Source organism: Ponticaulis sp. (assembly GCF_029210165.1).
Taxonomy (GTDB): Bacteria; Pseudomonadota; Alphaproteobacteria; order Caulobacterales; family Hyphomonadaceae; genus Ponticaulis.
This window is the reverse complement of the sequence record NZ_JARGNT010000001.1, coordinates 682,658-708,883: the sequence shown is the minus strand read 5'-3', so window position 1 is coordinate 708,883 and position 26,226 is coordinate 682,658. Positions and strand designations below refer to the sequence as shown.

Annotated in this window: 28 protein-coding genes and 1 tRNA gene; 16 read left to right on the top strand and 13 right to left on the bottom strand. The window is 55.4% G+C overall.

Features of this window, described 5'->3' with window-relative positions:
• Nucleotides 1-11: 11 nt before the first annotated feature.
• The 4 genes from P1U45_RS03575 to P1U45_RS03560 all read left to right on the top strand — a co-directional run bounded on the left by P1U45_RS03575 (nt 12) and on the right by P1U45_RS03560 (nt 2,302).
• Complete coding sequence (locus tag P1U45_RS03575) at nt 12-239, top strand: hypothetical protein (RefSeq protein WP_301057528.1); 228 nt, start codon at nt 12-14, stop codon at nt 237-239.
• Between the two features lie 120 nt (nt 240-359).
• Nucleotides 360-1,046: a response regulator transcription factor gene (locus P1U45_RS03570; RefSeq protein WP_293609326.1), complete on the top strand. Its 687-nt coding sequence runs from the start codon at nt 360-362 to the stop codon at nt 1,044-1,046.
• A gap of 14 nt (nt 1,047-1,060) precedes the next feature.
• Nucleotides 1,061-1,687 (top strand): rhomboid family intramembrane serine protease, encoded by a 627-nt coding sequence (locus tag P1U45_RS03565; RefSeq protein WP_301057527.1) that lies wholly within the window; start codon nt 1,061-1,063, stop codon nt 1,685-1,687.
• A 54-nt stretch (nt 1,688-1,741) separates the two neighbouring features.
• Nucleotides 1,742-2,302: a DUF4287 domain-containing protein gene (locus P1U45_RS03560; RefSeq protein WP_301057526.1), complete on the top strand. Its 561-nt coding sequence runs from the start codon at nt 1,742-1,744 to the stop codon at nt 2,300-2,302.
• Here the strand turns inward: P1U45_RS03560 and xth are convergent, their stop codons facing one another.
• On the bottom strand, nt 2,303-3,103 hold the full coding sequence (gene xth, locus P1U45_RS03555) for an exodeoxyribonuclease III (RefSeq protein WP_301057525.1): 801 nt from the start codon (nt 3,101-3,103) through the stop codon (nt 2,303-2,305). It lies immediately after the preceding gene.
• A gap of 291 nt (nt 3,104-3,394) precedes the next feature.
• Between xth and P1U45_RS03550 the strand changes: the two genes are divergently transcribed.
• Together P1U45_RS03550 and P1U45_RS03545 are read left to right on the top strand one after the other, a co-directional pair.
• A complete protein-coding gene (locus P1U45_RS03550) occupies nt 3,395-3,739 on the top strand; it encodes a hypothetical protein (RefSeq protein WP_301057524.1) in 345 nt (114 codons plus the stop codon).
• The gene (locus P1U45_RS03545; RefSeq protein WP_022693567.1) at nt 3,739-3,876 is read left to right on the top strand and encodes a hypothetical protein; all 138 of its coding nucleotides are present in this window, start codon (nt 3,739-3,741) and stop codon (nt 3,874-3,876) included. The genes P1U45_RS03550 and P1U45_RS03545 overlap by 1 nt, the downstream gene beginning before the upstream one ends.
• Nucleotides 3,877-3,930: 54 nt before the next feature.
• Here P1U45_RS03545 and P1U45_RS03540 read toward each other — a convergent pair whose 3' ends face one another.
• Nucleotides 3,931-4,386 (bottom strand): hypothetical protein, encoded by a 456-nt coding sequence (locus P1U45_RS03540; RefSeq protein ID WP_293616281.1) that lies wholly within the window; start codon nt 4,384-4,386, stop codon nt 3,931-3,933.
• Between the two features lie 136 nt (nt 4,387-4,522).
• The gene (locus tag P1U45_RS03535; protein ID WP_301057523.1) at nt 4,523-5,254 is read right to left on the bottom strand and encodes a glycosyltransferase family 2 protein; all 732 of its coding nucleotides are present in this window, start codon (nt 5,252-5,254) and stop codon (nt 4,523-4,525) included.
• Between the two features lie 120 nt (nt 5,255-5,374).
• Between P1U45_RS03535 and P1U45_RS03530 the strand changes: the two genes are divergently transcribed.
• Both P1U45_RS03530 and P1U45_RS03525 read left to right on the top strand, forming a co-directional pair.
• Nucleotides 5,375-7,321, top strand: a complete 1,947-nt coding sequence (locus tag P1U45_RS03530; RefSeq protein WP_301057522.1) for a glycosyltransferase family 39 protein — start codon at nt 5,375-5,377, stop codon at nt 7,319-7,321.
• Nucleotides 7,318-8,217, top strand: coding sequence for a hydroxymethylglutaryl-CoA lyase (locus P1U45_RS03525; RefSeq protein WP_301057521.1), 900 nt, complete (start codon nt 7,318-7,320; stop codon nt 8,215-8,217). Before P1U45_RS03530 ends, P1U45_RS03525 begins: the two co-directional genes overlap by 4 nt.
• Here P1U45_RS03525 and P1U45_RS03520 read toward each other — a convergent pair.
• The 4 genes from P1U45_RS03520 to yidD form a co-directional block, all read right to left on the bottom strand.
• Nucleotides 8,207-9,130: a glycosyltransferase family 2 protein gene (locus tag P1U45_RS03520; RefSeq protein ID WP_301057520.1), complete on the bottom strand. Its 924-nt coding sequence runs from the start codon at nt 9,128-9,130 to the stop codon at nt 8,207-8,209. The two genes, P1U45_RS03525 and P1U45_RS03520, sit on opposite strands and share 11 nt — an antisense overlap.
• Entirely contained in the window at nt 9,130-10,371 is a 1,242-nt protein-coding gene (locus tag P1U45_RS03515) for an O-antigen ligase family protein (protein ID WP_301057519.1), read from the bottom strand. The genes P1U45_RS03520 and P1U45_RS03515 overlap by 1 nt, the downstream gene beginning before the upstream one ends.
• A 78-nt stretch (nt 10,372-10,449) precedes the next feature.
• Nucleotides 10,450-12,378 carry a threonine--tRNA ligase gene (thrS, locus tag P1U45_RS03510; RefSeq protein ID WP_301057518.1) on the bottom strand — a complete coding sequence of 643 codons (1,929 nt, stop codon included), beginning with the start codon at nt 12,376-12,378 and terminating at the stop codon, nt 10,450-10,452.
• Nucleotides 12,379-12,516: 138 nt separating this feature from the next.
• The gene (yidD, locus tag P1U45_RS03505) at nt 12,517-12,810 is read right to left on the bottom strand and encodes a membrane protein insertion efficiency factor YidD (RefSeq protein WP_051134738.1); all 294 of its coding nucleotides are present in this window, start codon (nt 12,808-12,810) and stop codon (nt 12,517-12,519) included.
• Between the two features lie 73 nt (nt 12,811-12,883).
• Between yidD and P1U45_RS03500 the strand changes: the two genes are divergently transcribed.
• Nucleotides 12,884-13,792, top strand: coding sequence for a hypothetical protein (locus tag P1U45_RS03500; protein ID WP_301057517.1), 909 nt, complete (start codon nt 12,884-12,886; stop codon nt 13,790-13,792).
• Here P1U45_RS03500 and P1U45_RS03495 read toward each other — a convergent pair.
• Nucleotides 13,789-14,235, bottom strand: a complete 447-nt coding sequence (locus P1U45_RS03495) for an iron-sulfur cluster assembly scaffold protein (RefSeq protein ID WP_301057516.1) — start codon at nt 14,233-14,235, stop codon at nt 13,789-13,791. The genes P1U45_RS03500 and P1U45_RS03495 overlap by 4 nt on opposite strands.
• An 82-nt stretch (nt 14,236-14,317) precedes the next feature.
• Between P1U45_RS03495 and P1U45_RS03490 the strand changes: the two genes are divergently transcribed.
• Together P1U45_RS03490 and P1U45_RS03485 are read left to right on the top strand one after the other, a co-directional pair.
• Complete coding sequence (locus P1U45_RS03490) at nt 14,318-15,121, top strand: SDR family oxidoreductase (RefSeq protein WP_301057515.1); 804 nt, start codon at nt 14,318-14,320, stop codon at nt 15,119-15,121.
• Entirely contained in the window at nt 15,118-15,591 is a 474-nt protein-coding gene (locus P1U45_RS03485; RefSeq protein ID WP_301057514.1) for a GNAT family N-acetyltransferase, read from the top strand. The genes P1U45_RS03490 and P1U45_RS03485 overlap by 4 nt, the downstream gene beginning before the upstream one ends.
• Here P1U45_RS03485 and P1U45_RS03480 read toward each other — a convergent pair.
• Nucleotides 15,588-17,018 carry a PAS domain S-box protein gene (locus tag P1U45_RS03480; RefSeq protein WP_301057513.1) on the bottom strand — a complete coding sequence of 477 codons (1,431 nt, stop codon included), beginning with the start codon at nt 17,016-17,018 and terminating at the stop codon, nt 15,588-15,590. The genes P1U45_RS03485 and P1U45_RS03480 overlap by 4 nt on opposite strands.
• An 88-nt stretch (nt 17,019-17,106) precedes the next feature.
• Entirely contained in the window at nt 17,107-19,899 is a 2,793-nt protein-coding gene (gene polA / locus P1U45_RS03475; RefSeq protein ID WP_301057512.1) for a DNA polymerase I, read from the bottom strand.
• Between the two features lie 159 nt (nt 19,900-20,058).
• Here polA and P1U45_RS03470 point away from each other — a divergent pair, with 159 nt between their 5' ends.
• Nucleotides 20,059-20,334, top strand: coding sequence for a hypothetical protein (locus P1U45_RS03470; protein ID WP_293609310.1), 276 nt, complete (start codon nt 20,059-20,061; stop codon nt 20,332-20,334).
• Between the two features lie 138 nt (nt 20,335-20,472).
• On the top strand, nt 20,473-20,883 hold the full coding sequence (locus P1U45_RS03465; protein WP_301057511.1) for a hypothetical protein: 411 nt from the start codon (nt 20,473-20,475) through the stop codon (nt 20,881-20,883).
• On the opposite strand, the gene P1U45_RS03460 is transcribed toward P1U45_RS03465, so the two are convergent.
• Together P1U45_RS03460 and P1U45_RS03455 are read right to left on the bottom strand one after the other, a co-directional pair.
• Nucleotides 20,880-22,337, bottom strand: coding sequence for an SLC13 family permease (locus tag P1U45_RS03460; protein WP_293609308.1), 1,458 nt, complete (start codon nt 22,335-22,337; stop codon nt 20,880-20,882). The two genes, P1U45_RS03465 and P1U45_RS03460, sit on opposite strands and share 4 nt — an antisense overlap.
• A gap of 23 nt (nt 22,338-22,360) precedes the next feature.
• The gene (locus P1U45_RS03455; RefSeq protein WP_022693550.1) at nt 22,361-22,558 is read right to left on the bottom strand and encodes a zinc-finger domain-containing protein; all 198 of its coding nucleotides are present in this window, start codon (nt 22,556-22,558) and stop codon (nt 22,361-22,363) included.
• Nucleotides 22,559-22,647: 89 nt separating this feature from the next.
• Between P1U45_RS03455 and P1U45_RS03450 the strand changes: the two genes are divergently transcribed.
• The gene (locus P1U45_RS03450; RefSeq protein WP_293609307.1) at nt 22,648-23,610 is read left to right on the top strand and encodes an ABC transporter ATP-binding protein; all 963 of its coding nucleotides are present in this window, start codon (nt 22,648-22,650) and stop codon (nt 23,608-23,610) included.
• Nucleotides 23,611-23,619: 9 nt separating this feature from the next.
• Here the strand turns inward: P1U45_RS03450 and P1U45_RS03445 are convergent, their stop codons facing one another.
• Complete coding sequence (locus tag P1U45_RS03445) at nt 23,620-24,552, bottom strand: TraB/GumN family protein (protein WP_301057510.1); 933 nt, start codon at nt 24,550-24,552, stop codon at nt 23,620-23,622.
• A 64-nt stretch (nt 24,553-24,616) separates the two neighbouring features.
• Here P1U45_RS03445 and P1U45_RS03440 point away from each other — a divergent pair.
• Both P1U45_RS03440 and P1U45_RS03435 read left to right on the top strand, forming a co-directional pair.
• Nucleotides 24,617-24,693 (top strand) — tRNA-Arg (locus P1U45_RS03440).
• Between the two features lie 284 nt (nt 24,694-24,977).
• Nucleotides 24,978-26,225 carry a thiamine pyrophosphate-dependent enzyme gene (locus P1U45_RS03435; protein WP_301057509.1) on the top strand — a complete coding sequence of 416 codons (1,248 nt, stop codon included), beginning with the start codon at nt 24,978-24,980 and terminating at the stop codon, nt 26,223-26,225.
• The last annotated feature ends 1 nt before the right edge of the window (nt 26,226 follow it).

Here is a 26,226-nt window from a genome sequence, read left to right as displayed (position 1 = left end):
GGAGCGCCCTCATGTCTGATACAAAGAACTGGTCACCATCCTACACGGCATGGAAGCTGATGGAGACGATTCTGGATGGTAAGAATCTCAAGCCGACCGATCTCGGTAAAGAGCTGCTTCTGGACCTTTACTCGGACTGCGTGAACTCGGTCGGGGGTGACTATGTCGCCGATATCGAAGATATCGACCATGAACTCGAGGCCGAGGACTTCGAAGACGATCTCGACGAGGACGATTAATCACGCTTAACTACACGCGAATGTGTAGTTGTCGTCATTTCTGTTTATCGATAAAAATCTACAAATGTGATTTGACTTACCCTATTAAAGTCTGACCGAGACAATTTGTGGAGGCTGGCCATGTCAGCGACTAAAACGATCCTTCTGGTAGATGACGATGAGGATTTGCGCGGCGCTCTGAAAGAGCAGTTCGAGCTTTATGATACATTTTCTATTATCGAGGCGGCGAATGCTGCCGACGGTATTTCGGCCGCGAAAACCGGCCGTGTAGACCTTATCCTTCTGGATGTTGAGCTTCCGGATATGGATGGACGCGATGCGTGCAAGCTGATGCGCCGTGATGGTATTCGTGCCCCGGTGATTATGCTCACGGGTCAGACAACGGATGCCGATACCATTCTGGGCCTCGACTCTGGCGCGAATGACTACGTCAATAAGCCGTTCAAATTCTCCGTTCTTCTGGCGCGTGTGCGTGCGCACCTGCGCAGCTTTGAGCAGAGTGAAGACGCGATCTTCCAGGTCGGTCCGTATGAGTTCCGCCCGAGCACCAAGCTGCTGACAGACAGCGAGGGCCGCAAAGTTCGTCTCACGGAAAAAGAAACCAACATTCTGAAGTATCTCTATCGTTCCAGCGGCAAGCCGGTTGGTCGTGAAGAGCTGCTCTCTGAGGTTTGGGGCTACAATTCCAATGTCACTACCCATACATTGGAGACTCACATTTACCGGTTGCGGCAGAAGATCGAGCCGGACCCGGCCAATTCCAGACTTCTTCTGACCGAGACAGGCGGGTATCGCCTGCAGGCATAGCAGGTGAGCCCTAAATGACCCGACAGAAATCCCTTCCGGCGACATATGTGATCATCGCGGCGAACGTGATCATCTCGCTCGCCGGATTTGCCAGCCCCTATGTCTTTGGCATGGGACTGCTGCATGTCGGGGCGGTTATGGACGGGCAGATCTGGCGTCTTCTGACGTCAGGCTTTTTACATCTGAACTTCACCCATCTGCTATTCAATATGTTCACGCTCTTCTTCTTCGGCCCTGCGCTGGAGAGTGACCGCTTTCTTGGCCGGCGTGGCTTTCTGATTTTGTATTTCGTGTCCCTTCTGGTGGGCAGTGGATATGCTGTCTGGGCTAATCTGGGTGATGTGAATTACGCGGCTGTTGGCGCGTCGGGCGCGGTATCTGGCGTGATGATCGGCGTCAGCTTGTTCGCGCCGTTTATGATGATCCTCATTTTCGGAATCATTCCGGTCCCTGCCATTCTCTATGCGGTCGGCTTTATCGGGTTCTCGACCTTTGCCATCCGGTCCGGCTCGTTTGGCGGTGTTGGTCATGAGGCGCACCTTGCGGGCGCGCTGGCGGGACTGGTTGTTGTTGCGGTGATGCGTCCCGATGTGTTCTTCGAGCTCTGGCGTCAGGTGAAAGCACGTTTCGCCGGGCGCTGATTTGCCAGTTGAAAATCATCGCGTAAAACCGTCCTCAAATTGTGGGAGGGCGAAATGGCGACACCTGAAGAAATGGCGGCAACTATGATTGCCAATATGCCGGAAAAGACCGGCAAGGCTATGGAAGACTGGCTAAAGATTGTATCCGGGTCCGGTCTGGAAAAGCATGGCGCAATCGTCAAGCTACTTAAAACCGATCATGGTATGACGCACGGCTTTGCCAATCTGGTTGCGCATACGGCGCTCAAATCTGCAGCCTCAACAACAGATGAGTCGTCTGATGATCTGGTGGCGGCGCAATATTCCGGTGGGAAAGCTGACCTCAAACCAATTTATGATGCCGTAATCGCATATGTGCAGACGCTTGGCGGCGATGTCGAGATCGCGCCCAAGAAGGCGAGCGTGTCTCTGCGGCGTTCAAAGCAGTTTGCGCTCGTGACACCTGCAACTAAGACGCGGGTTGATCTTGGTATCAACATTAAAGGCAAAGCGCCGGAGGGGCGCCTTGAGGCCTCAAAGAGCGCCATGTGCACACATGTTGTGAAGCTCGCCGCGGCGGGCGAGCTCGACGATGAGGTGAAGGGCTGGCTGAAGGAGGCCTATTCAGCTGCCTGATCAGACGTTGAAGTGCATCTCGACAGGGGCGTGGTCCGATGGCTTCTCGCCGCCACGCTCGTCTGCGTGGATGCGATATGTGCCGGTCACGGCTTTTGGTTCAGCTGCAGCGTTCGCCCAGATGTGGTCCAGGCGGCGACCGCGATTTGAGGTCGCCCAATCCTTAGCGCGATAGCTCCACCAGCTATAGAGCTTTTCATTATCGCCATGCTCGCGGCGGGCAAGGTCGGTAAAGCTGCCTGCTTTGATGATGCGGGCCATAGCGTCGGTCTCAACCGGCGTGTGGCTGACGACCTTCAGAAGTTGTTTGTGTGACCAGACGTCATTTTGATGTGGCGCGATATTAAGGTCGCCAACCACGATAAGCGGCGTATTCGTATCGAACTCGCCATAAATACGTTCCATCCGGTCGAGGAATTCGAGCTTGTGCGCGAATTTTTCATTGATCACCGGGTCGGCTTCATCACCGCCAGCGGGCAGGTAGATATTGTGAATGTCAAAGCCCGCAATTCGTGAGGCGACAATGCGGGCATGGCCGAGATTACAGAATTCCGGCGGTTCTAATTGTTCGATTGGCAGTTTGGAGACTGTCGCAACGCCATGGAGGCCTTTTTGCCCCGCAATGTGCATGTGCTTATAGCCAAGGTCTTCAAACACTTTGGTCGGGAACTGGCTTTCGCGGCATTTGATTTCCTGCAGGCAGAGCACGTCAGGTTTGTGTTGCTCAAGGAATGCAGAAACGCGCGGCGCGCGCAGGCGGACGGAATTGATATTCCAGGTGACAATCGACAAATCGCTCATGACTTCGTTTGGCCACGAGTCCGGTATGAAAACAAGATGGCAGATAAGAAATCACCCGGACCTTGGGGGAGGGTCCGGGTGATTGCGCTTCAAACGCGGCCGGCAGGGGAAAGACCGGCTTACGACTGACTAGCGGGGGGACAACGCAAAATTCAGTCAATCGCTTATGTGTTCAATGTGCCACATAAAAGAAAAATTTCAAATGAAAAATGAGTAACATCACAGGAGTGTCATTTTTGACACCATTTCTGTGTTCAGCTCGATTGGCGAATGAATTGCATCTGTTCGCCTATGACGCGCATTCTACCGACATATGGTGCCAATCTGGCACATTTCACACGCCAGCCAAGGCAGGATCAGTATAACCGTACTAAAGAGAGTGCGGAAACGACTGAGAGCCGTCGTCATCATGGCAATCGTCGCATGGGTGACCGTCGTCAGACTGATCGCCGTGCGCACGGCCGTCGTGCAACAGACCGTATGGCGCGTACCGACGCGCAGGTCTGGCTGACAGCAGACTTCAGTGCGCACCTGATCGGTCAGGCCTATGAAGCACCTGCCGATGCAAAGCGTGCCGCGAGCGCGTATACAAACTCAATGAAACCCGTTCAGTCCCGTCGTGGAGGGCTGATCTGATGCGTGTCCAGGACCCACTTCTACTTACGCATCGGATTGATCGAAAAGCAGAGCCAGCCATTCTCAAGGGAAACGGACTGGCCTGGTTCTGCTTCGATCTTGCAGTGTTTGCGCTGATCATCCTCTTCTTCGCATAACAAAAAAGGCGCCCTGTTGAGGCGCCTTTTAAATTCTTAAAGCGAAATGATGGCTTAGCCGCCAAACCCTTCGCCGACCGCAAAGTCGCGTCGCGCAGAGACAATCGTCACAACCACACCTGCGAGCACATCGAGAAGCGTCGTCATCGTCAGGATGAAGAAGATGGATGTTGCGAAATTCTCGAACAGCAGGAATTCGACAAGGCACACAATGAACAGGATCATGGACACCGCATGGTTCATGATCGTCGCTGTGCCTGTGCTTGTGGATTTCAGGATCTCAACAAACAGGAAGACAAGGCTGATCAGAATGAGCAGGTCCCCACCCGTCATCGTCCAGACTGCGCCGGACACCATTGGCAGGCTCAGCATAGGTGCTTCGAGATTTGCCAGGATTGGCGCCGCTGCGCCCGCGTCGATCGGGCCGCTGCCGGTGAAGGCAAAGGCCATAATGTTGTAAATCACCACGGGTATGGTGAGCAGCGGGAAAATGCTGAATAGTGTCATCATAGGACCACCCCTCCGGTTCCGATTATTGCCGCCCCCGGCGGCAGCTCGCCGTTCTTCCATGCGGGCCGCAGCAAACATGGGCCCGAACATACCTGCCATTGTTAGCGCTCCTGCAAGGTTTCGTTAAGTGTAATTCTTACACTTCATCAACGCCTTCAGGAAGTCTACGGCGTGTCATCAGCCATGTGACGCCGCGAAGATCGGAGAATGCTGCCCAAAGACGACCGAAATTGGTGTATTTGGATGCACCATGTACACGGCCGCGATGGTTCACATCGACGAACTCAGCCGTGAAGCCTTCAGCGCGGATGATTGCTGGCATATAGCGGTGGATATGGTCGAAGTATGGAAGCCGCAGGAACACGTCGCGTTTGACGACTTTGATGCCGCAACCGGAGTCGTCGCATCCGTCTTTCAGGATTTTCTGGCGAATCTTGTTTGCAAAGCGGGAGCCGAAGCGTTTCCAGGCCGTATCCTGACGCTTTGCGCGTCGGCCCATCACCATGGCCAGCTTTTCCGGTGCATCAGGACGCGTCAGCGTGCGGTAAAGCTCTGGCAGGTCAGCGGGATCATTCTGTCCGTCACCATCCAGCGTGCCAACGATTGGCGCGCGTGCATGCATGACGCCAGTGCGGATCGCGCGGCTCTGACCGGCATTTTTGCGGTGGGTAAGGATACGAAGCTGCGGCACTTCTTTGCGAACCTCGATCAGCTCATCGAGAGTGGAATCGGTCGACGCATCATTCACAAACAGCATTTCATAAGCGCGGCCTTCAAGCGCACTGGCGATCTCTCGGACCAGATTGGCTGCGTTGCCCGCTTCGTTATGGACGGGAACCACCACACTCAGTTCAACGGCGTCAGACACTTCGTTCTCCTCAGTCTGCCTACAGCGCCCCTCATACCTGTTCATTTTACAAGAAGCGAGAGGCGACAATGCAGAGAAAAGGCGTTAAGTGAGAAAACTTGTTTGTCGGGGCCCTGAATTATGGATCGTTTTTCCGTTCTGGACCAGATTAGCCGGGGTGTTCGCGGCTATGTCCTTCTGTTTCTGCTGACCTTTATCGCAGCAGCGCCGGGTGTTTTTAATCTCGCGCCGTTAGATCGCGATGAATCGCGCTTTGCGCAGGCATCAAAACAGATGCTGGAAACGAGCGACTATCTGATCATTCGGAATCAGGATGAGCAGCGCAATAAAAAGCCGGCTGGTATCTACTGGTTGCAGGCCGCTTCGACCGCTGTGTTTTCATCGGCGGAGGCGCAGGAAATCTGGAGCTATCGCATCCCGTCATGGATTGCAGCGGCTCTTACGACGTCTCTGGTGTTCTGGGCCGGTATGCCGCTTGTCGGGCGGCGTGCAGCATTTCTGGGTGCAGCTTTGTTCGGAGCTGGGCTGCTCGTAACCACTGAGGCTCACATCGCTAAAACCGATGCGACGCTGTTGCTCGCCACGACGCTGGCGCTGGGCGCGTTGGCGCACCTGAAAATGGGGGCGGACAAACCAAAACGGCTTGCCCTTATATTCTGGTTTGCGATCGGTTTTGGGTTCCTGATCAAAGGGCCTGTGACGCCTATGGTCGCTCTGTTCGCGCTGGTGTTCTCAGCGCTTTCAGACCGGGGCTGGAAGGCGCCCGCAATGTTCTGCGCGGGGCTCGTCTTTGTGTTTCTCGATGCTTATGTACCGCTCGGTCCGTTAAGCGCCGCAGGTGGTATTCTCTTTAAGGTCATCGCAGCAGGGCTGATTGGCTTTAGCCTCGTTCAGGTCGTGCGAAGCGAATGGCGCAAGGATTATGTCCGCGCGCTGGCATGGTGGCCGGGGCCTGTTCTATTTGTGCTGATGGTGTTGCCATGGTTGGTCGCGATCCAGATGGCGACCGATGGCCAATTCCTCGCAGAAGCTCTGGGCAAGGATCTTGGCGATAAGGTTGGCGGCGCATCAGAAGGCCATTCCGGCCCGCCAGGATATCATCTTCTTTATCTGCTCACGCATTTCTTCCCAGCGACGCTGTTCCTCATTCCGGCGCTCTTCATTGGTGCAAAGGCTTCTAAAGAGGGCGCACCAGAGGCCAATGGGGTGAGCTTCCTTTGGGCGTGGCTCTTGCCGACATGGCTCATGTTTGAGGTGCTGCCGACCAAGCTCAGCCACTATGAGATGCCGGTCTATCCGGCGCTCGGCCTTCTGTGTGGATATGGCATTCTCAAGCTCATCGACGGGGCGCGCGCACCAATCGCGCGTTATGCGTCGCTAGTGATGTTCCTGCTCGGCGGCGGTCTTCTGGCGCTTATTGCCTCGCCTGTTGGTGTCGATATCTTTATGTCCGAAGGGGCGGGTGACTATCGTTTCTCGGACGCCGCGCTGGTGCTGGAGAGCTGGGAGACGACGAACGTCATCATTTGGCCGCTTATTTTCATTGTTGCGGGTCTGTTGCTCTCGGCATTTTATTTTGTCGTGCGGCGCTATCAGTTTGCTGTGGTGTGCGCGGTGGCCGCTAGTCTGTTTCTTGGCTGGCATATCCGCACAACCTTCCTGCCGGAGCAAAACTGGCTGCAGGCGAGCGTTACCGCACGCGCTTCCCTTGAAGAGGCTTGCGCATCTGCGGGCATGGAAGAATGTGCCGGGCTTAGCGCATCGGATATTCAGATCATCGGTTTTGCAGAACCGAGCTTTGTGTTCGCGAACGGCACGGATGTTCAGATCGAACCGCATTCAAGCCGTGAATTACGCCCTTTGAGCGAGGCGAACTATTCAGCCTTCATCATCAATCTTGAGGATAGCGAGGCCGCCCGCGCCGTCGCGCCAGCTATTATGGCAGCAGCAGATGCCGAGGGGCGCTGCGTCTATCAGAGTGAGCTGCATCACGCGCTGAATTATTCAAATGGAAGTGCGGCGACATTCCAGGCCTTGCTCGTGGGACCGGAGGCTTGCCAACCATGACGCGCCGTATCGACATTGTTGAAGTGGGCCCGCGTGACGGGCTGCAGAATGACCCGTCAGACCTTACAACATCGCAGAAGCTGGAATTTATCGAGCGACTTGCCGAATGCGGTGTTCGCCGCATGGAGGCAGGTAGCTTTGTTTCGCCGAAGGCTGTGCCGAAAATGGCGGACAGTGACGATGTTTTTGCGGGCGTCGACCGAAAGACTGGCGTTCGTCATATCGCGCTCGCCATGAATGAGACGGGTGTGCGACGCGCGATTGAGGCAGAAGCTGACGAAATTAACTTTGTGCTCGTCGCCGGTGAGGGCTTTGGGCGTCGTAATCAGGGCATGAGCCCGCAGGAAAGTGCTGACAAGCTCGCAGCCTGCGCGCCCATCGTGCATGAGGCTAACATCCCGCTATCGGCCACCATTGCTGTCGCGTTTGGTGATCCGTTCGACGGCGATATTCGTGACGGCGTTGTTGGCGGACTGGCGGCTCAGGCTCAACGCGCTGGTGTCGCTGAGGTTGGAATCGCTGATACGATTGGTGTCGCTGATCCCTGGCTCGTTCGTGCACGGATTGAGGAAGTGCGCATGTATGCGCCAGATGTGTATCTGAGGGCTCACTTTCACGATACGCGGGGCACGGGGCTTGCGAATGTGTTCGCAGCGATCGAGGCCGAGGTCGACTCGATTGATGCAAGTTGTGGCGGAATTGGTGGCTGTCCGTTTGCGCCGGGTGCAACAGGAAATGTTGCGACGGAAGATGTCGTCTACATGCTGGAGCGAGCAGGGTTTGAAACAGGCATCGATCTTTCTAAACTCATTTCGGTATCGAAATGGCTGGAAGGCGTGCTCGGACACAGCGTGCCATCTGCGCTGCTAAAAGCTGGAAGCTTCCCTAGCGCTTAACTCTCAGATCGCGCAGAGCTTGCCGCGCCTGCATCAGGGACCGGATGACGGCCGAACGTACAACGAGCAGAGGCGCAAAGCCGTAAAAGCTCGCTTTCGCCATTAGTCGCCCGAACGCTGTATCTGCGTTCTTATGGAAATATCGCGTCAGGCCTTTGGCTTTGTTATACTCAACGAAGGTCGCCGATACCTGAGAGGTCGAGCCGTAGTGCATGGCCACAGCAAAAGGCGTGTACATGACCTGTCCGCCGGCTTCTGCGATGCGCCGGCAGAAATCGACATCCTCGACATGCAGGAAATAACCTTCGTCAAAGCCGTTTATACGGTCATAGTCGTCTGCAGAAATGTACATAAGCGCGCCTGAGACGACCGGCATTGGCACAGGTGTTTCCGGTTCTGGTTCATGCTCTTTGTGCATGTTGCGCAGTTGCGGGATAATGCGCTGGAATTTGTGCAGGCCGGTAAAGGTCGCGAGCGCGCGCGAAGGTGTCAGCATATCGCGCCGCGCGCCACGTTGTTCCTGCCCGGACGGATAGATCAGCTTGCCGCCTACAAGGCAGGGTTTTGCGCCCATCTGGCGAGCTTCTTCCAGCGCGGGCAGAGAGTGTACGCGAATGACTGCATCTGGATTGATGATCAGATAGCGCTCACCGGTGGCATGTCGCGCGCCGAGATTTACGGCAGCGGCAAAGCCGATATTGCCATGACCGCCTACGACTTCATATCGGCAATGCGAAGGCGGCTTGAACTGCGCCAGCCACTTGTTGTCTGCTTCCTTGTTGCCGTTGTTTACAACAATGATTTCAGTGACTTCCGTCTCCACACAGAGCGCGTTGATGCACTCTTTCAGCGCGGGACCTGATAAAAAGGTCACGACAACTGCTGAAACCGATGGGAAGCCTTCTGAATTCACTAGGCCGTAGCCTCCGGCGTCCTCGGAAGTGTACGGGACAGCGCATAAATGCCTGTACCGAGGAAGAGGAAGGTTGCCCAATAGGCATCATTCCACACGCTGTAGGAAATCGCAGAATAGACAAGCCCGCCGCCCCAGAGCGCAGCACCTGCAGCCATGATCTGTTTCGATGGAGACGACGTGCGCGCGAGGCGGTCGCCGAGCAACAGCGCGAAAGCAGAAATAAGGAGCGCGCCAATCAGGCCTGTCTCTGCCCAGATTTGAAGGGCGCCATTATGCGGATGTCCCGGCACAATACGGTAATCTACCTCGAGCCCGTTCGCACCGATGATCCGAATGGTTTCATCCCAGGTTTTGGAGGCTTCAACTCCCCAGCCGGTAATCGGTCGCTCTTTGATCTTCTCCAGCACATAGCTCCAGCTATCCAGGCGGGATTGGGAGGACATATTCGAGCCGTGAGAGACGGCGTTCAAAAGCAATTGCACAGCAAAAGGCATGGCCATAACCGCGACCGCCGTTGCAAGGCCCAGAAGACGGAAAATCTGGCGCCCAAAGAATGCAGTTGCGATAACCGTCGCGGCCACGGCACCAATTGCGAGCAAAGCTGCACCCGCATCAAAACCGTCGCGAGATGTGAGGGTGGCGAGGCCTAGCATCATTACTGTGCCGGCCGCCCATTTGATCGCTACACTCTTTACCGGAAGATATATCGCGGCGAGTGGCACCATGAGAACAGAGATATTCACAACTCGGATCATGTTCTGAAAGGCTGACGGAATATCTGTCATCTCGCCCGCGACCCGAAAAACCAGCTGGAATGTTAGCGCCCAAAGTGCCGTGAGCACGACCTGAATACTGAGCCCGATACGCACAGCGCGCGCGCCATGCTGATATTGTTTGTCACTGAGCTGGTGAAGCGCCCAGTAAGCAAAGGCGCAGATCAGGCTTGTGAGTGCAATACGAAGCCCCGGCGAAGAGATCGCATAATTGGAATTTTCAGGATCAAAGATGAACAGTCCGCTGGAAGCGCCCGGAGACCAGAAAGTGGAAGCAACGCACCAGATAATGAAAACGCCAAAGGCGATAACATCGCGAGACAACGCAGGGCGTTTTCTGAGTAAGACGAGGAGTGAAAGGATTGCGATAATGGCGAGTATCGGGGAGGCGCCTTGGACGCCGAGCGCCACATTGACCCACCACATCACCCAGGCAAATAGCCAGAACCAGACAGCTACCAGCATGCCTATACTCCCTACACTGCTGAAACTGTATGGCCGCGGCGCGCCGCGACCAACAGATTTCAGGTTTTATTATGTATTTTATTCGCGCAGATCGGGTGGGGTCGCTTCAGCAGGCAATCTGACCAATGCTTCATCAAGGCTCAGAACTTCCTGATTCTTGGTGCCAAACTGACGAAGGGCCACTTTGCGCTCTTCAGCTTCCTTGCGACCGACCACTGCGATGTAAGGGATTTTCTGGTGAGAATGCTCGCGGATCTTGTAGTTGATCTTCTCGTTCCGCATGTCCGTCTCGACGCGAAGCCCCGCTTTGCGGAACTCTTCAGCAACTTCTTCCGCATAGTCGTTGGACTCTTCGGAAATCGTCGCAACAACCACATGTGTCGGCGCGAGCCACATCGGGAACGCACCCGCGCAGTTCTCGATCAGGATACCGATGAAGCGTTCGAGCGAACCAAGGATCGCGCGGTGCAGCATGACCGGCTTGTGCTTGGCGCCGTCCTCACCGACATACTCCGCATTCAGACGGTCCGGCAGAACATAGTCCAGCTGGATCGTGCCGCATGTCCATTCACGACCGATTGCGTCTTTGACAATGAAGTCGAGCTTTGGTGCGTAGAACGCGCCGTCACCTTCTGCGATCACCGGTTCAACACCTGCTTTACGCGCAGCGTTCAGCATTTGTGTTTCGGCCTTGTCCCAGAACTCGTCAGACCCGGCGCGCGTCTCAGGACGGGTCGCCAGATTGATGTGGTGCGTCTCGAGGCCGAAGTCTGAGTGAATGGACTTCGCCAGCGTGATGAATTTCGCTGTCTCGTCTTCAATCTGGTCTTCGCGGCAGAAAATGTGAGCGTCATCCTGAGTGAAAGCGCGAACGCGCATCAGGCCGTGCAGCGCACCGGATGGCTCATACCGGTGACATGCGCCGAATTCGGCCATGCGAAGTGGCAGGTCGCGATAGGATTTCTGGCCCTGTTTGAAGATTTGTACGTGGCCCGGGCAGTTCATCGGCTTAAGAGACAGCACTTCTTCTTCGGCTGTTTCCGCAACGAACATGTTCTCGCGGTACTTGTCCCAGTGACCGGACTGTTCCCAGAACTTGCGATCCAGAACCTGCGGTGTGCGCACTTCTTCATAATCTGCTGCGTCGAGGCGACGGCGGACATAGTTCTCGACCTCATGCCAGAGCGTGAGACCTTTCTTGTGCCAGAACACCATGCCGCGACCTTCTTCCTGCATGTGGAAGAGATCGAGTTCGCGGCCGAGTTTTCGGTGGTCACGTTTTTCCGCTTCTTCAAGGCGTGTGAGATAGGCTTTCAGCTCTTTCTCGTTTGTCCACGCCGTGCCGTAAACGCGCTGAAGCATCTCGTTATTGCTGTCGCCGCGCCAGTAAGCGCCCGCGAGTTTCATCAGCTTGAAGGCTTTTGGCAGTTTGCCCGTGGAAGGCAGGTGCGGGCCACGGCAAAGGTCTGACCACTGATCAGCATGTCCGTAGAGCGTGATCTCTTCGCCCGGCGGAATGATGTCGTCGATGATCTGTGCTTTGTATTTCTCGCCGATCTCGTTGAAGTGCTTGATCGCAGCTTCTTTTTGCCAGACTTCACGTTCGATCGGCAGATTACGATCAACGATCTCTGCCATTTTGGCTTCGATCTTTTCAAAGTCGTCAGTCGAGAATGGTTCGTCGCGGGCGAAGTCGTAATAGAATCCGTCTTCGATCACGGGGCCGATTGTGACCTGAGTGCCGGGATAAAGTTCCTGAACGGCTTGTGCCAGAACGTGTGCTGCATCGTGGCGCACCAGCTCCAGTGCTTCTGGATCACGCTCTGTGACGATTGCCACTTCCGCATTGCCCGGCAGAGGGCGCTTCAAATCCCACAGCTCGCCATTTACCTTGGCAGCAAGCGCCTTTTTAGCGAGGGATTTGGAAATGGACTCAGCCACATCCATTGGGGATGCGCCGTCTTCGAATTCTTTTTTCGCGCCATCTGGCAGCGTAACTTCAAGCATGAGTTTGCTCTCTGATTAGTATCAAGGCTGTTTAACTGAACTTGGCTGCAAAACCACCCCCTTAGACCGGTATTTTTCGGCTACATAGCAGGGGCTAACGCGCCCCGGCGTGCAGCAGACATGGCACCGGGACGCGCGTTAAGTTCGCGTGGTTGTGGTTGTTGTTGGTGTCGTGCCGAAAGCGGGCAATTCGTCCGGTACCGGATCATAGCCGCTTGTGCCGCCTGGGCGGCAGCGCAGAAGGCGGCCGGCACCAAGGCGTGCGCCCTGAAGGAAGCCGTGTTTTGTCCAGGCTTCGGCAGCATATTCCGAACAGGTTGGCTCATGACGACAGCGTACGCCAAAGGCAAACAAAGCTGCAGAGAGCGTTGCTTTATAGCCGACCAGAAGCGCGCGCGGCGCCGGGGCGATATGGGCGTATTTGTGAGCCATGGAGCGGGCTGCTTAACAGAAACGGATGAACATGTCATGACATACACGAGTGAACGGGGCTGGGGACATCTGAATGATACTTGCGAGACGTCTTGCGTTGATTGTCGGTCTGATCAGCCTTTTGGTTGGTATCATTGCTATGAGCGTGATGTCTTATGAGTTGCTGTTTCCCGGACTTCAGCTGTTTACGACAGATTATGCGGAAAGTTCTCGGCTCGGTACTGATACCTGGATCCATTTTATTTCGGCGCATTACAGTGCGTTGATGGCGGCAATGCCATTGGCGATATTGGCCGGCGTTTGTATCTCTCAGCTGAAAATGCGCGTTGCGCCCGCTGTCTCGATCGGTATGTCGCTGGTGTCGTTGCTCCTGATTTTCGCGCCCGGCATTCTTGGTGTGACCGTGATCGGAGGTCGAGCATATCTGAACGAGGACCTGATGCTGGTCTGTCTCGCTGCTCTGTCGGCGAGCGTCTTCATCGCATGCGTTTGTCTGCTTATCCGGCGAAAGGTTTGTACCGTTTCGGTTATATATGCCGCCGTGGCTCTTTTGTTTCTGGCGGCTGCCGGGTTGCATTCGGTCGTCTTGCAAAACAGTGGCCCTGACGCAGCGCTGCTTGATACCGTCTATTTGTCAGCCGCGGAACATTCCGCATTCCTCGCGTTGCTCTTGCTGATGTTCTCGGTTCTTTCGGGATTGTCCGAACGTCCTTCAAATGCCGTCGAAACAGCGATTGCCTGCGTGCATGCTCTGTTTATCCTGGTCGTTGGAGGGAGCTGGTTGTACGTTTCGGCTGTGCTTGGCTTGAACGGTATGCCGCTTGGATACGCCGATTATGCATACGGCTTCAGACATTTTATGTTCATCAAGAGCGTGTCCGAGTTCGTATTGTTGGGTCTGATACTGGCGGGCTACATTTTCTGGATGATCAGAGGCTGGACTGTGAAAACAGTTGTGGATGAACGGCCCGATACTTTCTAGGCGGCTTCACGTTTTGCCAGCGCGTCTTCGATAGCCGCAACCGCTGCATCAAGGGCCAGAAGCGTCGACATATGACGCTGCGGATAATCGCGCACGCCTTCCAGATGGCGGAGCTCCCAGAAGCGCCCTTCAGGCGGTGGTCCGCCTTCTTTCAACATGGCGCGCATTTTATCGCGGGCTTCGTAAACTTCCTCGACGGATGCCCCAACGGCATGTTCGGAGAGCACGCTGAGCGTTGCCGCGCCAAGCGCGCAGGCCTTCGATTTAACGGCAATGCCTGCGATCATTTCGCCGTCATCTGAGAGATCGAGCTCGATCCAGATTTCCGACCCGCACACACGGCTCACCTTATGCGCCTTCCCATCAGGCGCATGAAGTTCACCGATATTCGGAATATCGGCTGCAAGCTCAAGAACGCGATTGTGATACAGATCACCAGACATACCCTTCAGTTGGCATTGCAAATCACGTTCGACAAGTGTTTTGTGCGCATATGCGAACACGCTGGCAGGGGGGACGAGCGGCTTGCGTAAACTTGCATTGATTACAGGTGCCTCGGCGGGCATTGGCCGTGCATTTGCGGAACGCTATGCAGCAGAAGGCTTTGACGTGGCGCTTGTTGCACGTCGGAGTGACCGTCTCGCTGACATTGCTGCGGATTTGAAATCCCGGTTTACTATCGAGACTCTGATAGTTGTGAGCGATCTGTCTGACCCGGACGCGCCAGAACGTATTCTTGAAGAGCTGTCGGGCGCGGGACGACATGTTGATGTTCTCATCAATAATGCCGGGTTCGGTTTGCCTGGCGTTTTCGCCGAAACCCGCTGGGAAGATCAGCGCAATTTCATCCAGCTTATGTTCACCGCGCCGTTGGAGTTCTGCCATCGCTTGCTGCCGGGCATGATCGAGCGCGGATATGGCCGGATTATCAATGTCGCATCACTGGTGAGCTTTCTGCCGGGAGGCGTGGGTCACACGCTTTATGGGCCGGTGAAGTCCGGTTTGATGCGGTTCTCTGAGTCTCTGAACGCTGAAACCGAAGGGACCGGCGTGCATGTGACTGCATTGTGCCCGGGTCTGACGCTCAGCGAGTTTCATGATGTAAATGGTCAGCGTGCACGGGTGTCCAAAACACCGGGCTTAATGTGGCAGACAGCTGACCGCGTCGTTGAGCTCGGTGTGCGAGCAGTTGAAAATAACCGCGCCGTGATTGTGACCGGCTTTGTAAACAAGTGCCTTGCGGTTCTCGGACAGGTTTTGCCGGGTGGCATTGCCCGCAGCCTAATGAAGGCGCAATCGGCAGACAGTAAAGGGGAGGGTGGTGCATGAGCGATGCAATACACTTCCGCATGCTGATTAACGAACGCGAGAACACTGTGTTGCGGTTGCCTAAAGGCATGCAGTTTGCGCCCTTCACCGCGTCCCGTCATGCGCGAGCGGGCCGAGAGCTTCTTAATGTGTCATTCCGTGATGGCGGCGGCGAAGTGCTCGCCTTCGAGGAATGGTGGGACATGCTCATCGAAGATGATGAGTATGACCCCGATCTTTGTTTCGTTATCGAAACGATAGAAACCGGCGAAGTCATTGCCTTTGCCCAATGCTGGGTGACGGGCTTTGTAAAGGATCTGGCCGTTCATCCGGAGCACCGCAGGCTGGGGATTGGCCGCTGTCTGATGGAGCGCATCTTTCACGAATTCGAACGCCGCAAAATTCCGAAAGTTGATCTGCGTGCGCGTAAGGATAATCCGAATGGGGCGCTGCAGTTTTACAAACGTCTCGGCATGTACATAGTACTTTAGGCCTGATCTTCCTCGTAGGTGAGATCGAGCCCGCGTCCCGGTGAGCCGACTAACTCCCAGAACAGCCCTTCAGGGCGATAGTCCAGCGTTACTTCACCTGAAAAGGCGCTCCGGCACATCTGGTTTATCACTGTAGTGCCGAAGCCTTTATGGTCAGGCTCGGTCACGGGCGGGCCGCCCTCTTCGTGCCAGTTGATACGAAGCCGCGGCGCGTCTTCACCGTCGCGATGTTCCAGCGACCAGTTCACATACACCTTGCCTTCGTCGGTAGACAGAGCGCCGTATTTGGAGGCGTTGGTCGACAATTCGTGTAGCGCCATGCCGAGGTTCTGGGCGCAATGGGCGTTAATGCGTATCTCTTCGCCCTCGGAGAAAATCTGGATATCCTTTAAATCCGCCAGATGCCCGAGCTGGGAATCGAGCAGGTCATCGATTGTCATACCCCGCCAGCCCATATTGGTCAGAAGGTCCTGACTGGCAGCCAGAGCCTGAAGGCGCTGCTCGAATTTGCGTATAAATTCAGGGTGTTCTTTCTTGCCTGTCTGGCGGGCAATGCCCTGTATTAGCGCGAGCATGTTTTTGGACCGGTGATTGACCTCACGCATCAGGAAGCGAATTTGCTCCTGACGCTCGCGCTCTTCTGTGATGTCGGTATTGGTGCCAAACCAGCGGACAATATTGCCGTCCGTGTCATAGATCGGTTTGGCTCGGGATAGGAACCAGCGGTACTCGCCATCCTTGCTACGAAGTGGAAACGTGTCTTCCCAGTCTTCGCCGGTATCCCAGCTATGCTGAATTTTTTCGACAACGCGGTCGACATGGTCGGGATGGTGTACGGATTTCCAGCCCCAGCCATCCATCTCTTCCGGTGTTGTGCCGGTGTAATCGAACCACCGTTTATTATACCAGAAAATATGGCCGGTACTGTCAGCCACCCAGCAAAATTGGGAGATGTTGTCAGCCAGCATCCGGAAGCGAAATTCGCTTTCCTCGATACGGCGGCGGTTCTCAATCTCTTTAGACAGGTCGCGCGCAATGGTAGATGCGCCCACTACTTTTTCGTGTTCGTCCAGAATGGGTGAGACATAGACTGAGATCGCGACGGATTTTCCATTCTTGTGAATGCGCTCTGTCTCGAAATGCTCGACCGGATTGCCTGCTTTGATAGACGCGACAATCTCGTCTTCTTCTTTCTGAAGATGGTCGGGAATAATCTTCCGGATAGACTCGCCCAGCATCTCCTCTTCGGTATAGCCAAGCATGCGTTCAGCGGCAGGATTCCAGCTGGTTATGGAGCCGTCGATTTTCTTACTAATGATGGCGTCATTTGAGGATCGGATAATAGCTGCGAGCCAGGCGTTATGTGCGCCGGCTGTCAGAAAACTGAACAGACCATCAGCGCCTGGAAAGCGAATTTTTTTATCCATAACCTACCCAACACGGCACTCGGCTGAGACACCATGTGATGCAGCCCTTAGGGCTGTAACGCTTGGAATTCCAGAGAGTTCCCAAAAATTAGTGTGCGGCAGCCCAATTGCCGGCTGCGCGCGCTTCGACCTCAAGCGGGACAGACAATTGCAGAGACGGGAATGTTGCATTCTCCATCACTTTTACCGCCGTTTCGATCAGCTTGTCAGCTTCCGCTTCCGGGCATTCGAACAGAAGTTCGTCATGCACCTGCAGTAGCATCCGGCCTTTCAGGCCTGCTTTTTCGAGAGCCGATGGCATAGCGATCATAGCCCGTTTGATAATGTCAGCGGCTGAACCCTGAATTGGCGCATTGATCGCCTGGCGCTCTGCGAAGCCGCGCTGCGCCGGATTTTTGGCATTAATGCCCTGTACCCAGCATTTGCGGCCATAAACTGTCTGGACGAAGTTGTTGTCCTTGGCGAATTCCTTCGTCGCATCCATGTATTTGCGGATGCCGGGAAACTTCTCGAAATAGGCTTTGATATAGTCGCGTGCTTCAGCCTGCGGGATGCCTAGCTGGTTGGACAGTCCGTATGCAGAGATACCGTAGATGATGCCGAAATTGATCGCCTTAGCCTGACGGCGAACCATCGGGTCCATGCCTTTGATCGGTACATCAAACATCTCGCTCGCAGTCATGGCGTGAATATCGAGACCATCGCGGAAGGCTGATTTCAGCGCATCGATATCGGCGATATGCGCAAGCAGACGCAGCTCGATCTGTGAGTAGTCGGCCGCGACCAGAACATTGCCATCTTCTGGAATGAAGGCTTCACGGATTTTACGTCCCTCTTCGGTCCGGATTGGAATGTTCTGAAGGTTCGGGTCGGTTGAAGACAGGCGCCCGGTTTGCGCAACGGCAAGAGAGAATGACGTGTGAACGCGCCCTGTTTTCGGGTTGATCGCCTGCTGCAAGGCGTCGGCATAGGTGCTCTTCAGTTTAGAGAGCGTGCGCCATTTTAGCAGGGTTGTCGGCAGTTCATGGCCTGCAGCGGCCAGTTCTTCCAGCTTGTCGGCGTCCGTAGACCAGCCGCCGGACTTTGTTTTCTTGCCGCCGGGCAGGCCCATTTCGTCAAACAGGATTTCACCAAGCTGTTTAGGAGAGCCGAGATTGAACTCACGGCCTGCAGTCTCATGCGCTTCAGCCTCAAGCCCAGCCATGCGCTGGGAGAAATCAGATGACATGCGTGAGAGGGCGTCGCGGTCAACTTTGACGCCTTCAAGCTCCATGTGGGAGATTACGGCAGGTAGCGGGCGCTCAATGCGCTGGTAAACGCGGGTAACCTGACGCTGAATGATCAGTGGTCGGAATATTCGCCATAGGCGCAGTGTAACGTCAGCATCTTCAGCTGCGTATGGTGTGGCTTTATCCAGCGGCACCTGATCGAAGGTGATTTGTTTTTTGCCCGTGCCGCAAACGTCTTTGAAGGTGATGGGCGTATGGCCGAGGAAGCGCTCAGAGAGCTCGTCCATGCCATGCCCGTGCATGCCTGCGTGCAGCACGAATGACTGCAGCATGGTGTCGTCATATGGGGCAACGGTAACGCCATACCGGCTCAGGACAGCCAGGTCATACTTAAAGTTCTGACCGACTTTCAGGATTTCAGGCGCCTCGAGCAATGGCTTTAACAGCTCAATCGCGCGCTCAAGCTTAAGCTGTTCCGGACGCTCCGTATCGCCGAAATCGAGCTGACCTTCAGGTACACTCACATGGCCAACAGGGATGTAGCAGGCCTCATTGGGGCCGGTTGCGAGTGAAATGCCAACGAGATTGGCGGAGACGGCGTTCAGCGCATCTGTTTCGGTATCAACGGCGATAACGCCTGCTTTGAAGGCTTTCTCAATCCAGCCCTGAAGCGCCTCTTCGGTTATAACCGTGTCATAGTTCGAGGTATCTATGCCTTCGCGTTCAGCGGCAGGCTCGATCTCGCCGTCGGCTTCGAACTGTTCCTTCACGCGGCGCGTGATGGTGCGAAATTCCATCGTCTCGAGAAAGTCGATGAGCGTTTTCGGGTCGGGATCGTTGACCTTGAGCGCTTCAACCGGTGTTTCGAGCGGCACATCTGTTTTCAGCGTGACGAGATCTCTGGAGATTTTGATTTTCTCGGCATGGTCGATCAGCGTCTGGCGGCGCTTTGGTTGTTTGATTTCCTCAGCGCGCTCGAGGAGGGTCAGCACGTCGCCATACTCATTGATGAGCTGCGCGGCTGTTTTGACGCCAATACCGGGCGCACCAGGAACGTTATCGACGCTATCACCCGCGAGCGACTGAACGTCGATCACCTTGTCCGGTGTGACGCCGAATTTATCCATAACTTCTTCAAAGCTGATGCGCTTGTTTTTCATCGTGTCGAGAAGCGAGACTTTGTCGGAGACGAGCTGCATCAGGTCTTTGTCTGACGAGACGATTGTGACGCGCGCGCCAGCCGCTTCAGCCTGTTTGGCGTAGGTCGCGATCAGATCGTCCGCCTCATAGCCTTCCATCTCGATGGCGGGCGTGCCGAAGGCGCGTGCTGCATCACGCATCAGCGGAAATTGGGGAACGAGATCTTCCGGCGCGGGCGGACGCTGCGCTTTATAGTCCGGATACATGTCGTTCCGGAAAGTATAGCTGCCCTTATCAAACACGCATGCGAAATGGGTTGGTCGCTCATTACCCTTCAGATCTTCCAGCAGCTTCCACAGCATGTTGCAAAAACCCTGAATCGCGCCAACCGGCAGGCCGTCTGACGGGCGGGTGAGAGGCGGCAGAGCGTGGAAGGCCCGGAAGATGTAACCGGACGCATCGATCAGATAGAGATGGCTGTCTTCGGTGATAGGAGCAGAATTGTCGGTCATGCAGAGTGATTCCTTAGAGCGCCCACAATTAACGACAATTGCGCCAAGGTCCATTCTAGCCTCCGGCTGAATTTGCCGCCTGCCGATTTTTTCTGAAGCCGCGAATTGGATGGGGTGGATTTTACCGGCCTTAACCTTGCGCTGCTATCGGTGATGCCCATGCGCCAACTCAACCGAAATGAAATGCTAAGAGGGTGGTCTGCCAGCGGGCAGGACTTGCGGGCGCAGCTTTGGCCGGAACCTGAGAAGCCCAAGCCGGCTGAGGTGAAGGAAAAGAGGAAATGGTTCGGCCACCATATATGGGGCGCACTGGCCTATATCTTTGTCGCCTTGTTTGCAGGCGCATCCTCAGTGGCTGGTGGTCTGGTGTCCACTAAGCAGATTGAGAACATCTATTCCTATGTTGGCGACAAGCTGGAAGATGTGCTCGGTTGAGGTCTGATCGATTGGGCCCTCATGCTTAACCTTCCGGAAATCTTCGTTCACAGATTTTAACGATTCCGGAAACTCGCGCGCAAACTCTGTGGCGGATAATTTCACCCTTCGATTGCTTCATATTTTGGGTGTGATGATATGCTCTCGCGCGCAGAAACACGGTTTCAGGATTGGATGATCAGCTTCTTGCTGCTGATCTGGTTTGGATATGTCGCGCTTGAATTCGTGGCCTCGCGTTCAGCGCCGCCCAATTCTCATGAGGCTATTCTGGTATCGATAATGCCGCATTGGGCGTCTTCGGGGCAGGCGCTCGGCGTCTGGACAGGCTTTGCTGGAGCTGTGCTTCTGATTTTGGGTAGCCGGATGGCGCTTCTCGGTTTTGTGGCGTCACTCGTTGGTAGCAGTGCTTATGTTTACTACGCGGCTTGTTTGCGCAGAGCGCCGGAAATCGGATTCGACGAACTCGCGCTACTGCTTGGCGCGCTGATCATTTGCTTGTTCGCAATGATGTACTCGAACGCATTGGCTGTGCGCCGCGTGCTTCGTTAAAGCGCGAGCGGTGCCAGATAGGTGCCGATCAGAGCGATGATGATAACCGCACCGATATTGATCCAGAATCCGGCCCGTATCATGTCTTTCACATGCATATGGCCGGACGCATAAACGATGGCGTTTGGTGCTGTCGCGACAGGTAGCATGAAGGCGCAGCTTGCAGCCACGGCAGCCGGGCCAAGCAGGCTTTCCGGCGCAATACCAACCCCGACCGCGAATGCACCAAGAATCGGCGCAAGCGTTGTCATAGTCGCGACATTGCTAGTCAGCTCGGTCAGATAGACCACAAGTGCCACGACGACGAACACAACGGCGAGCGCAGGTGCGCCCTCAAGCACGGTGAGCAGATTTCCCAGCCACTCTGAAAGCCCTGTCCGGCTGACCGCCTGTCCGAGAGAAATGCCTCCCCCGAAGAGCAGGATAACGCCCCAAGGCAGTTGAACGGCTTCATCCCATGTCAGCAGTGTGCGCTTTTCTCCGCCACCTGCAGGCATGAGGAACATCATCACAGCGCCGAAGGCAGCAATGCCCATATCGCTAAGACCAGAAATCCAGCCAAGCCCTGGAACGGGCGCCAGATATTCCTGCATCGGCACGCGCAGTACCCAGAGTGTCGCGACAATGCCGAACACGATCGCGACCCGCGCTTCGGGCGCTGTTACACTGCCCAGAGCATCAAGGTGCTTTTTGACTTCGGCTTGCCCGTCACTAGCAGTCGAACCCGGCGCTCGTTTTGGCAGGCCGCGGGTCACGACATACCAGGCGAGCGGGATGAGCAGCAGCATGGCTGGCACGCCAAACATCATCCACTGGAAATAGCCGATATCGTCGCCGGTATTGGTGCGCAGCCAGTCAATCGCGATCAGGTTGGTCGGCGTGCCAATCGGTGTGGCAACGCCGCCAATGCTTGCAGAATAACAAATGCCGAGTAGAACCGCTTTCGCAAAATGGCCTTCCTCATCACCGGTTTCAGCGGCAACGGAGATGGCAATTGGTACCATCATGATGGTTGTGGCTGTATTGGAAATCCACGCGGAGATAAGCGCGGTCGCGATCATGAAGCCTGCAATGATAAAGCGGCGTCGGCTGCCTGCACGCGAGACGATGTTCAGCGCAATGCGCGTGTGTAAATTCCAGCGTTCAATGCCCATGGCGACAACGAAGCCGCCAAGCAGAAGAAGAACGATTGTGCTGGAGTATCCAGCTGCAGCCTGACCGGCAGTGCCGGCTCCGATAATGGGAATGACAACGAGGGGGAGGAGCGAGGTCGCTGGGATAGGGATGGCTTCGGTAGACCACCAGACGGCCATCCATACCAAAAGGGCGCCCACGCGCAGACCTTCAACCGGCAGGCCGTCAGGCGGTGGTATCAAGCCGATGAGCAGCGCCAGAACAGGGCCGAGAACCAGCCCTATCGTCTGCGCTTTACTGCGACCTTGAGTTTCCTCCAAATTGTCCCCCCGACAGATTGGCTTTACGCGTTAGGATCGTGCTCCGACCCTTTCAGAATAAACAGGCGGTCGCAATAGCGGCAGGTCACATAGTCCTCGTCGCCCATTTCGTACCAGACCTTCGGGTGACCGAGTGCGCCACCACCGCCATCGCATGACACTTTATGGTCCTCGACGATCAGGACTTCCGGCGCTGACTTTAGTTCTGCTTCACTCACCATAATTTTAGCCCCTGTGGCGTTTGTGAAATGGATATTGCACACTAGGTATGTTGAGCGCGCTCACTACGTCAATCTTGAAAGAAGCTCTAATGACTTCAGTTTCCTCAAAACCTGAATACGCAATTGAAGCTATAGGCCTTGAAAAGACCTATCGGGCTTCCGGAAAACTGCCTGCTAAACGGGCGCTGAACGGGATTGACCTGAAAATCCGCACGGGCTCGATCTTCGGTCTGCTTGGTCCGAATGGCGCCGGAAAATCGACATTTATCAATATCCTATCCGGGCTCGTAACGAAGTCTGGCGGCACGGCTCGCATCTGGGGGCATGATATCGATACCGAAGGTCGCGCCGCGCGGTCTTCCATCGGTGTGGTGCCGCAGGAAATCAATATGGACCCGTTTTTCACGCCGTTTGAGTCTGTGGAGCTGCAATCGGGTTTTTACGGCGTGCCAAAATCTGAGCGCCGCACGGATGAGATTCTGGCTGCCGTAGGGCTCGCTGATAAGCGCGACGCCTATGTGCGTCAGCTGTCTGGCGGCATGAAGCGCCGTCTCATGGTCGCAAAGGCGCTTGTTCATGCGCCGCCAGTACTTATCCTCGACGAGCCGACGGCGGGCGTGGACGTAGAGCTGCGCCGGTCACTCTGGGAATATGTTCTGGAGCTCAACAAGGCCGGTACAACAATCATCCTTACCACGCACTATCTGGAAGAGGCGCAAGAGCTTTGCGACGAGATTGGCATTATCAATAATGGCGAAGTCATCGCATGCGAGCCAACGGCTCAGCTTCTGAAACGTCTGGATCACAAGACGCTGGTCATTGAGCCAGCTGAAGCGGTCACGGTCATTCCGGAGGCACTGAAGGATTATGAGTGCAAGCTGCGCCCTGATGGCACGTTGGCAATCACCTTCCGCTCCAGCGAGACCGGCTTTGGCCGTGTCATGGAAACTGTGCGTGCGGCGGGCATTTCAATTGCGGACCTCGCAACTGAAGAACCGGATCTTGAAGATGTGTTCGTCTCTATGACAAGCAGCGCAAACGCCGCGGCTTAGCAGTTTTCCTTAGAATTGCTCGGCCTCCCAGCCGAGCTCCTCCATCATCAGAATAACACTTTCCGGGCCAGCCAGATGGCCCGCGCCGACAACGACCAGAATACGGCCGGGCTGGTCGTCCATGAGCGTATCAAGCGTCTCTGCCCATTGGGTATTCCGGCGCGTAATCATGATCTCGTACACGCCAGGCTGCTCTTCGCTCATTTCGCGGAACGAGCCGCGATAAAGCCCGTCCGGATTGCCCTTCATCCAGGCGCGCAGCATGTTCTCGCCCACTGGTGCGCTAAGCTCTTCATCGGAGAGTCCGTCCATCAACATGTCTATCTGCTCTTCGGTCGTCAGCTCCGAAAACGATTCGGCCACGACCAGCGCGTTCTCAAGGGATCGTACATCGCGGTCCAGAGAGAGCTGGCGCTCCATCCACGCCTCGACACCGTCCTCGGCGGCGGCGCCCTGCATGTCCATGACAGCAAAGCTGATCATCAGGGATGCAAACCACGGCTTCTGGCCGCGAAAGCTTTCCAGATCGAGACCGACGTCAGCGAGAACTTCTGCGAGACGTTCAAGCTGGTCTGTGTCCAGCACGTCATGAAGGGACTCGCCCGGCCCTGCGATCCCCATACGAAAAAAGGCCAGAAAGTCATCGCTGGAATCGCGTGTCGTGGTTTCGAAGAAAATGATGTCAGCGGTGTTCATCACTTCGATGAATTCGTCGCGCCGCCAGTCCAGTTCCGGTGGCAGCGCATGGACCGAGCCAAACAGATACAGTTCTGTATCTTCGTCCTCGATCAGCCACATTGCGGGGCCGCTCATCTCAAAACGGGTATCACCCAGAAATTCGGCTGGCGCAGCCTGCGCAGGTGAGAAAGATAGCGAGACCGTAAGCGCTGCAACCCAGGCTGAAACGGCGTTTCTAATTTCTCTAAAAGTCCAGCTGGTCACTTGCGTTTTACCTTCTTCCGCCATAATCAGGGCCGGTTATATCAGCACATCATGGCTGATTTTAGCACCCATAGCTCAGCTGGATAGAGCGCTGCCCTCCGAAGGCAGAGGTCAGAGGTTCGAATCCTCTTGGGTGCGCCAATTTCTCGCTCATTGCATTCCGTCACGGCAGGCTGGATTTTTGTTCCCGCCGCTTGGTTTTCCGTGTTTGATTTTGGCAAAACCTTCTGCCGGCTCAACGCTATACGCAATTTCTTCTCTTATTATTCCGAATAAGCAGAACGTGTATTCCATTGATAAATTGATTGGTGTATAAATATTCCACAAAGCTTGCCTCGGGCGAACGGTCATGCCTCGTGTTTCGGATGAAGCGCAATTTCTGACCTTTCCAGCCCCGATAAATAATAAGGCATGCCGGAGGAAAAATGACAGATACAGGACGTTCTTATCTCCACGTCCCTGAACCAAGCTTCAGGCCGGGCGATAAGCCAACATTTGATGAAATGATTATCCCGAAGGCTGGTGCGGCGCGCCGCCCGCCTGTGGATGTTCACCCCGATGATATTCAGGACCTCGCCCGCACCATCATTCGCGTGATGTCCAGCGATAATGAAGCTGTTGGCGAATGGGCCGCGTCGCTCTCTGACGAAGAGGCGCTTGAGGGCCTTAAAGACATGATGCGTCTGCGCACCATGGATGCGCGTTTGTTGCGTGCACAGCGTCAGGGTAAAACCTCATTCTATATGCAGGCGCTTGGCGAGGAAGCTGTCGCATGTGCGTTCCAGAAAGCTCTGGAACCTGGCGATATGAACTTTCCGACTTACCGACAGCAGGGCCTGCTCATCACGTCTGGTTATCCGATGACCAGCATGATGAACCAGATCTTCTCCAACTCTCAGGACCCTATGAAGGGTCGCCAGCTGGGCAATCTTTATTCCTCCAAAGAGCACGGCTTTTTCTCCATCTCCGGTAATCTGGCGACCCAGTTCGTGCAGGCTGTGGGCTGGGCTATGGCGTCCGCGATTGAAGGCAATGACCGTGTTGGCGTGGGCTGGATCGGCGATGGCTCAACTGCAGAAGGTGACTTCCATGCAGGGCTGGTCTTTGCGTCCACATACCAGCCGCCATGCGTGCTCAACATCGTGAATAACCAATGGGCGATCTCGACCTATCAGGGCATTGCGCGCGGTAACGCGGCGACATTTGCCTCTAAAGGTCTCGCCTTCGGTCTTCCGTCCCTACGCGTGGATGGCAATGACTATCTGGCGGTTCACGCGGTCGCTAAATGGGCGATTGAGCGCGCACGCAAGCGCCTTGGCCCGACGCTAATTGAATATGTGACTTACCGTGAAGGCGCGCATTCGACGTCGGATGATCCGTCCGCCTACCGCCCGAAAGACGAAGCTGATGGCTGGCCTCTGGGTGACCCGATCGAACGCCTGAAAGGCTATCTGATCGCGAAAGGCGTCTGGAGCGAAGATCGTCACGCGCAAATGGCGTCCCAGATCGAGGACGAAGTTGCAGCGGCTCAGCGCGAATCTGAAGCCATCGGTACGTTGCTCGAAGGCGATAAGCCAGGACCGCGAGACATGTTCGAAGACGTATATGAGGAGATGCCGCCTCATCTGCGTGAACAGCTTGCCCAGTCTCTCAAAGAAGCAGGAGAAGGCTGAT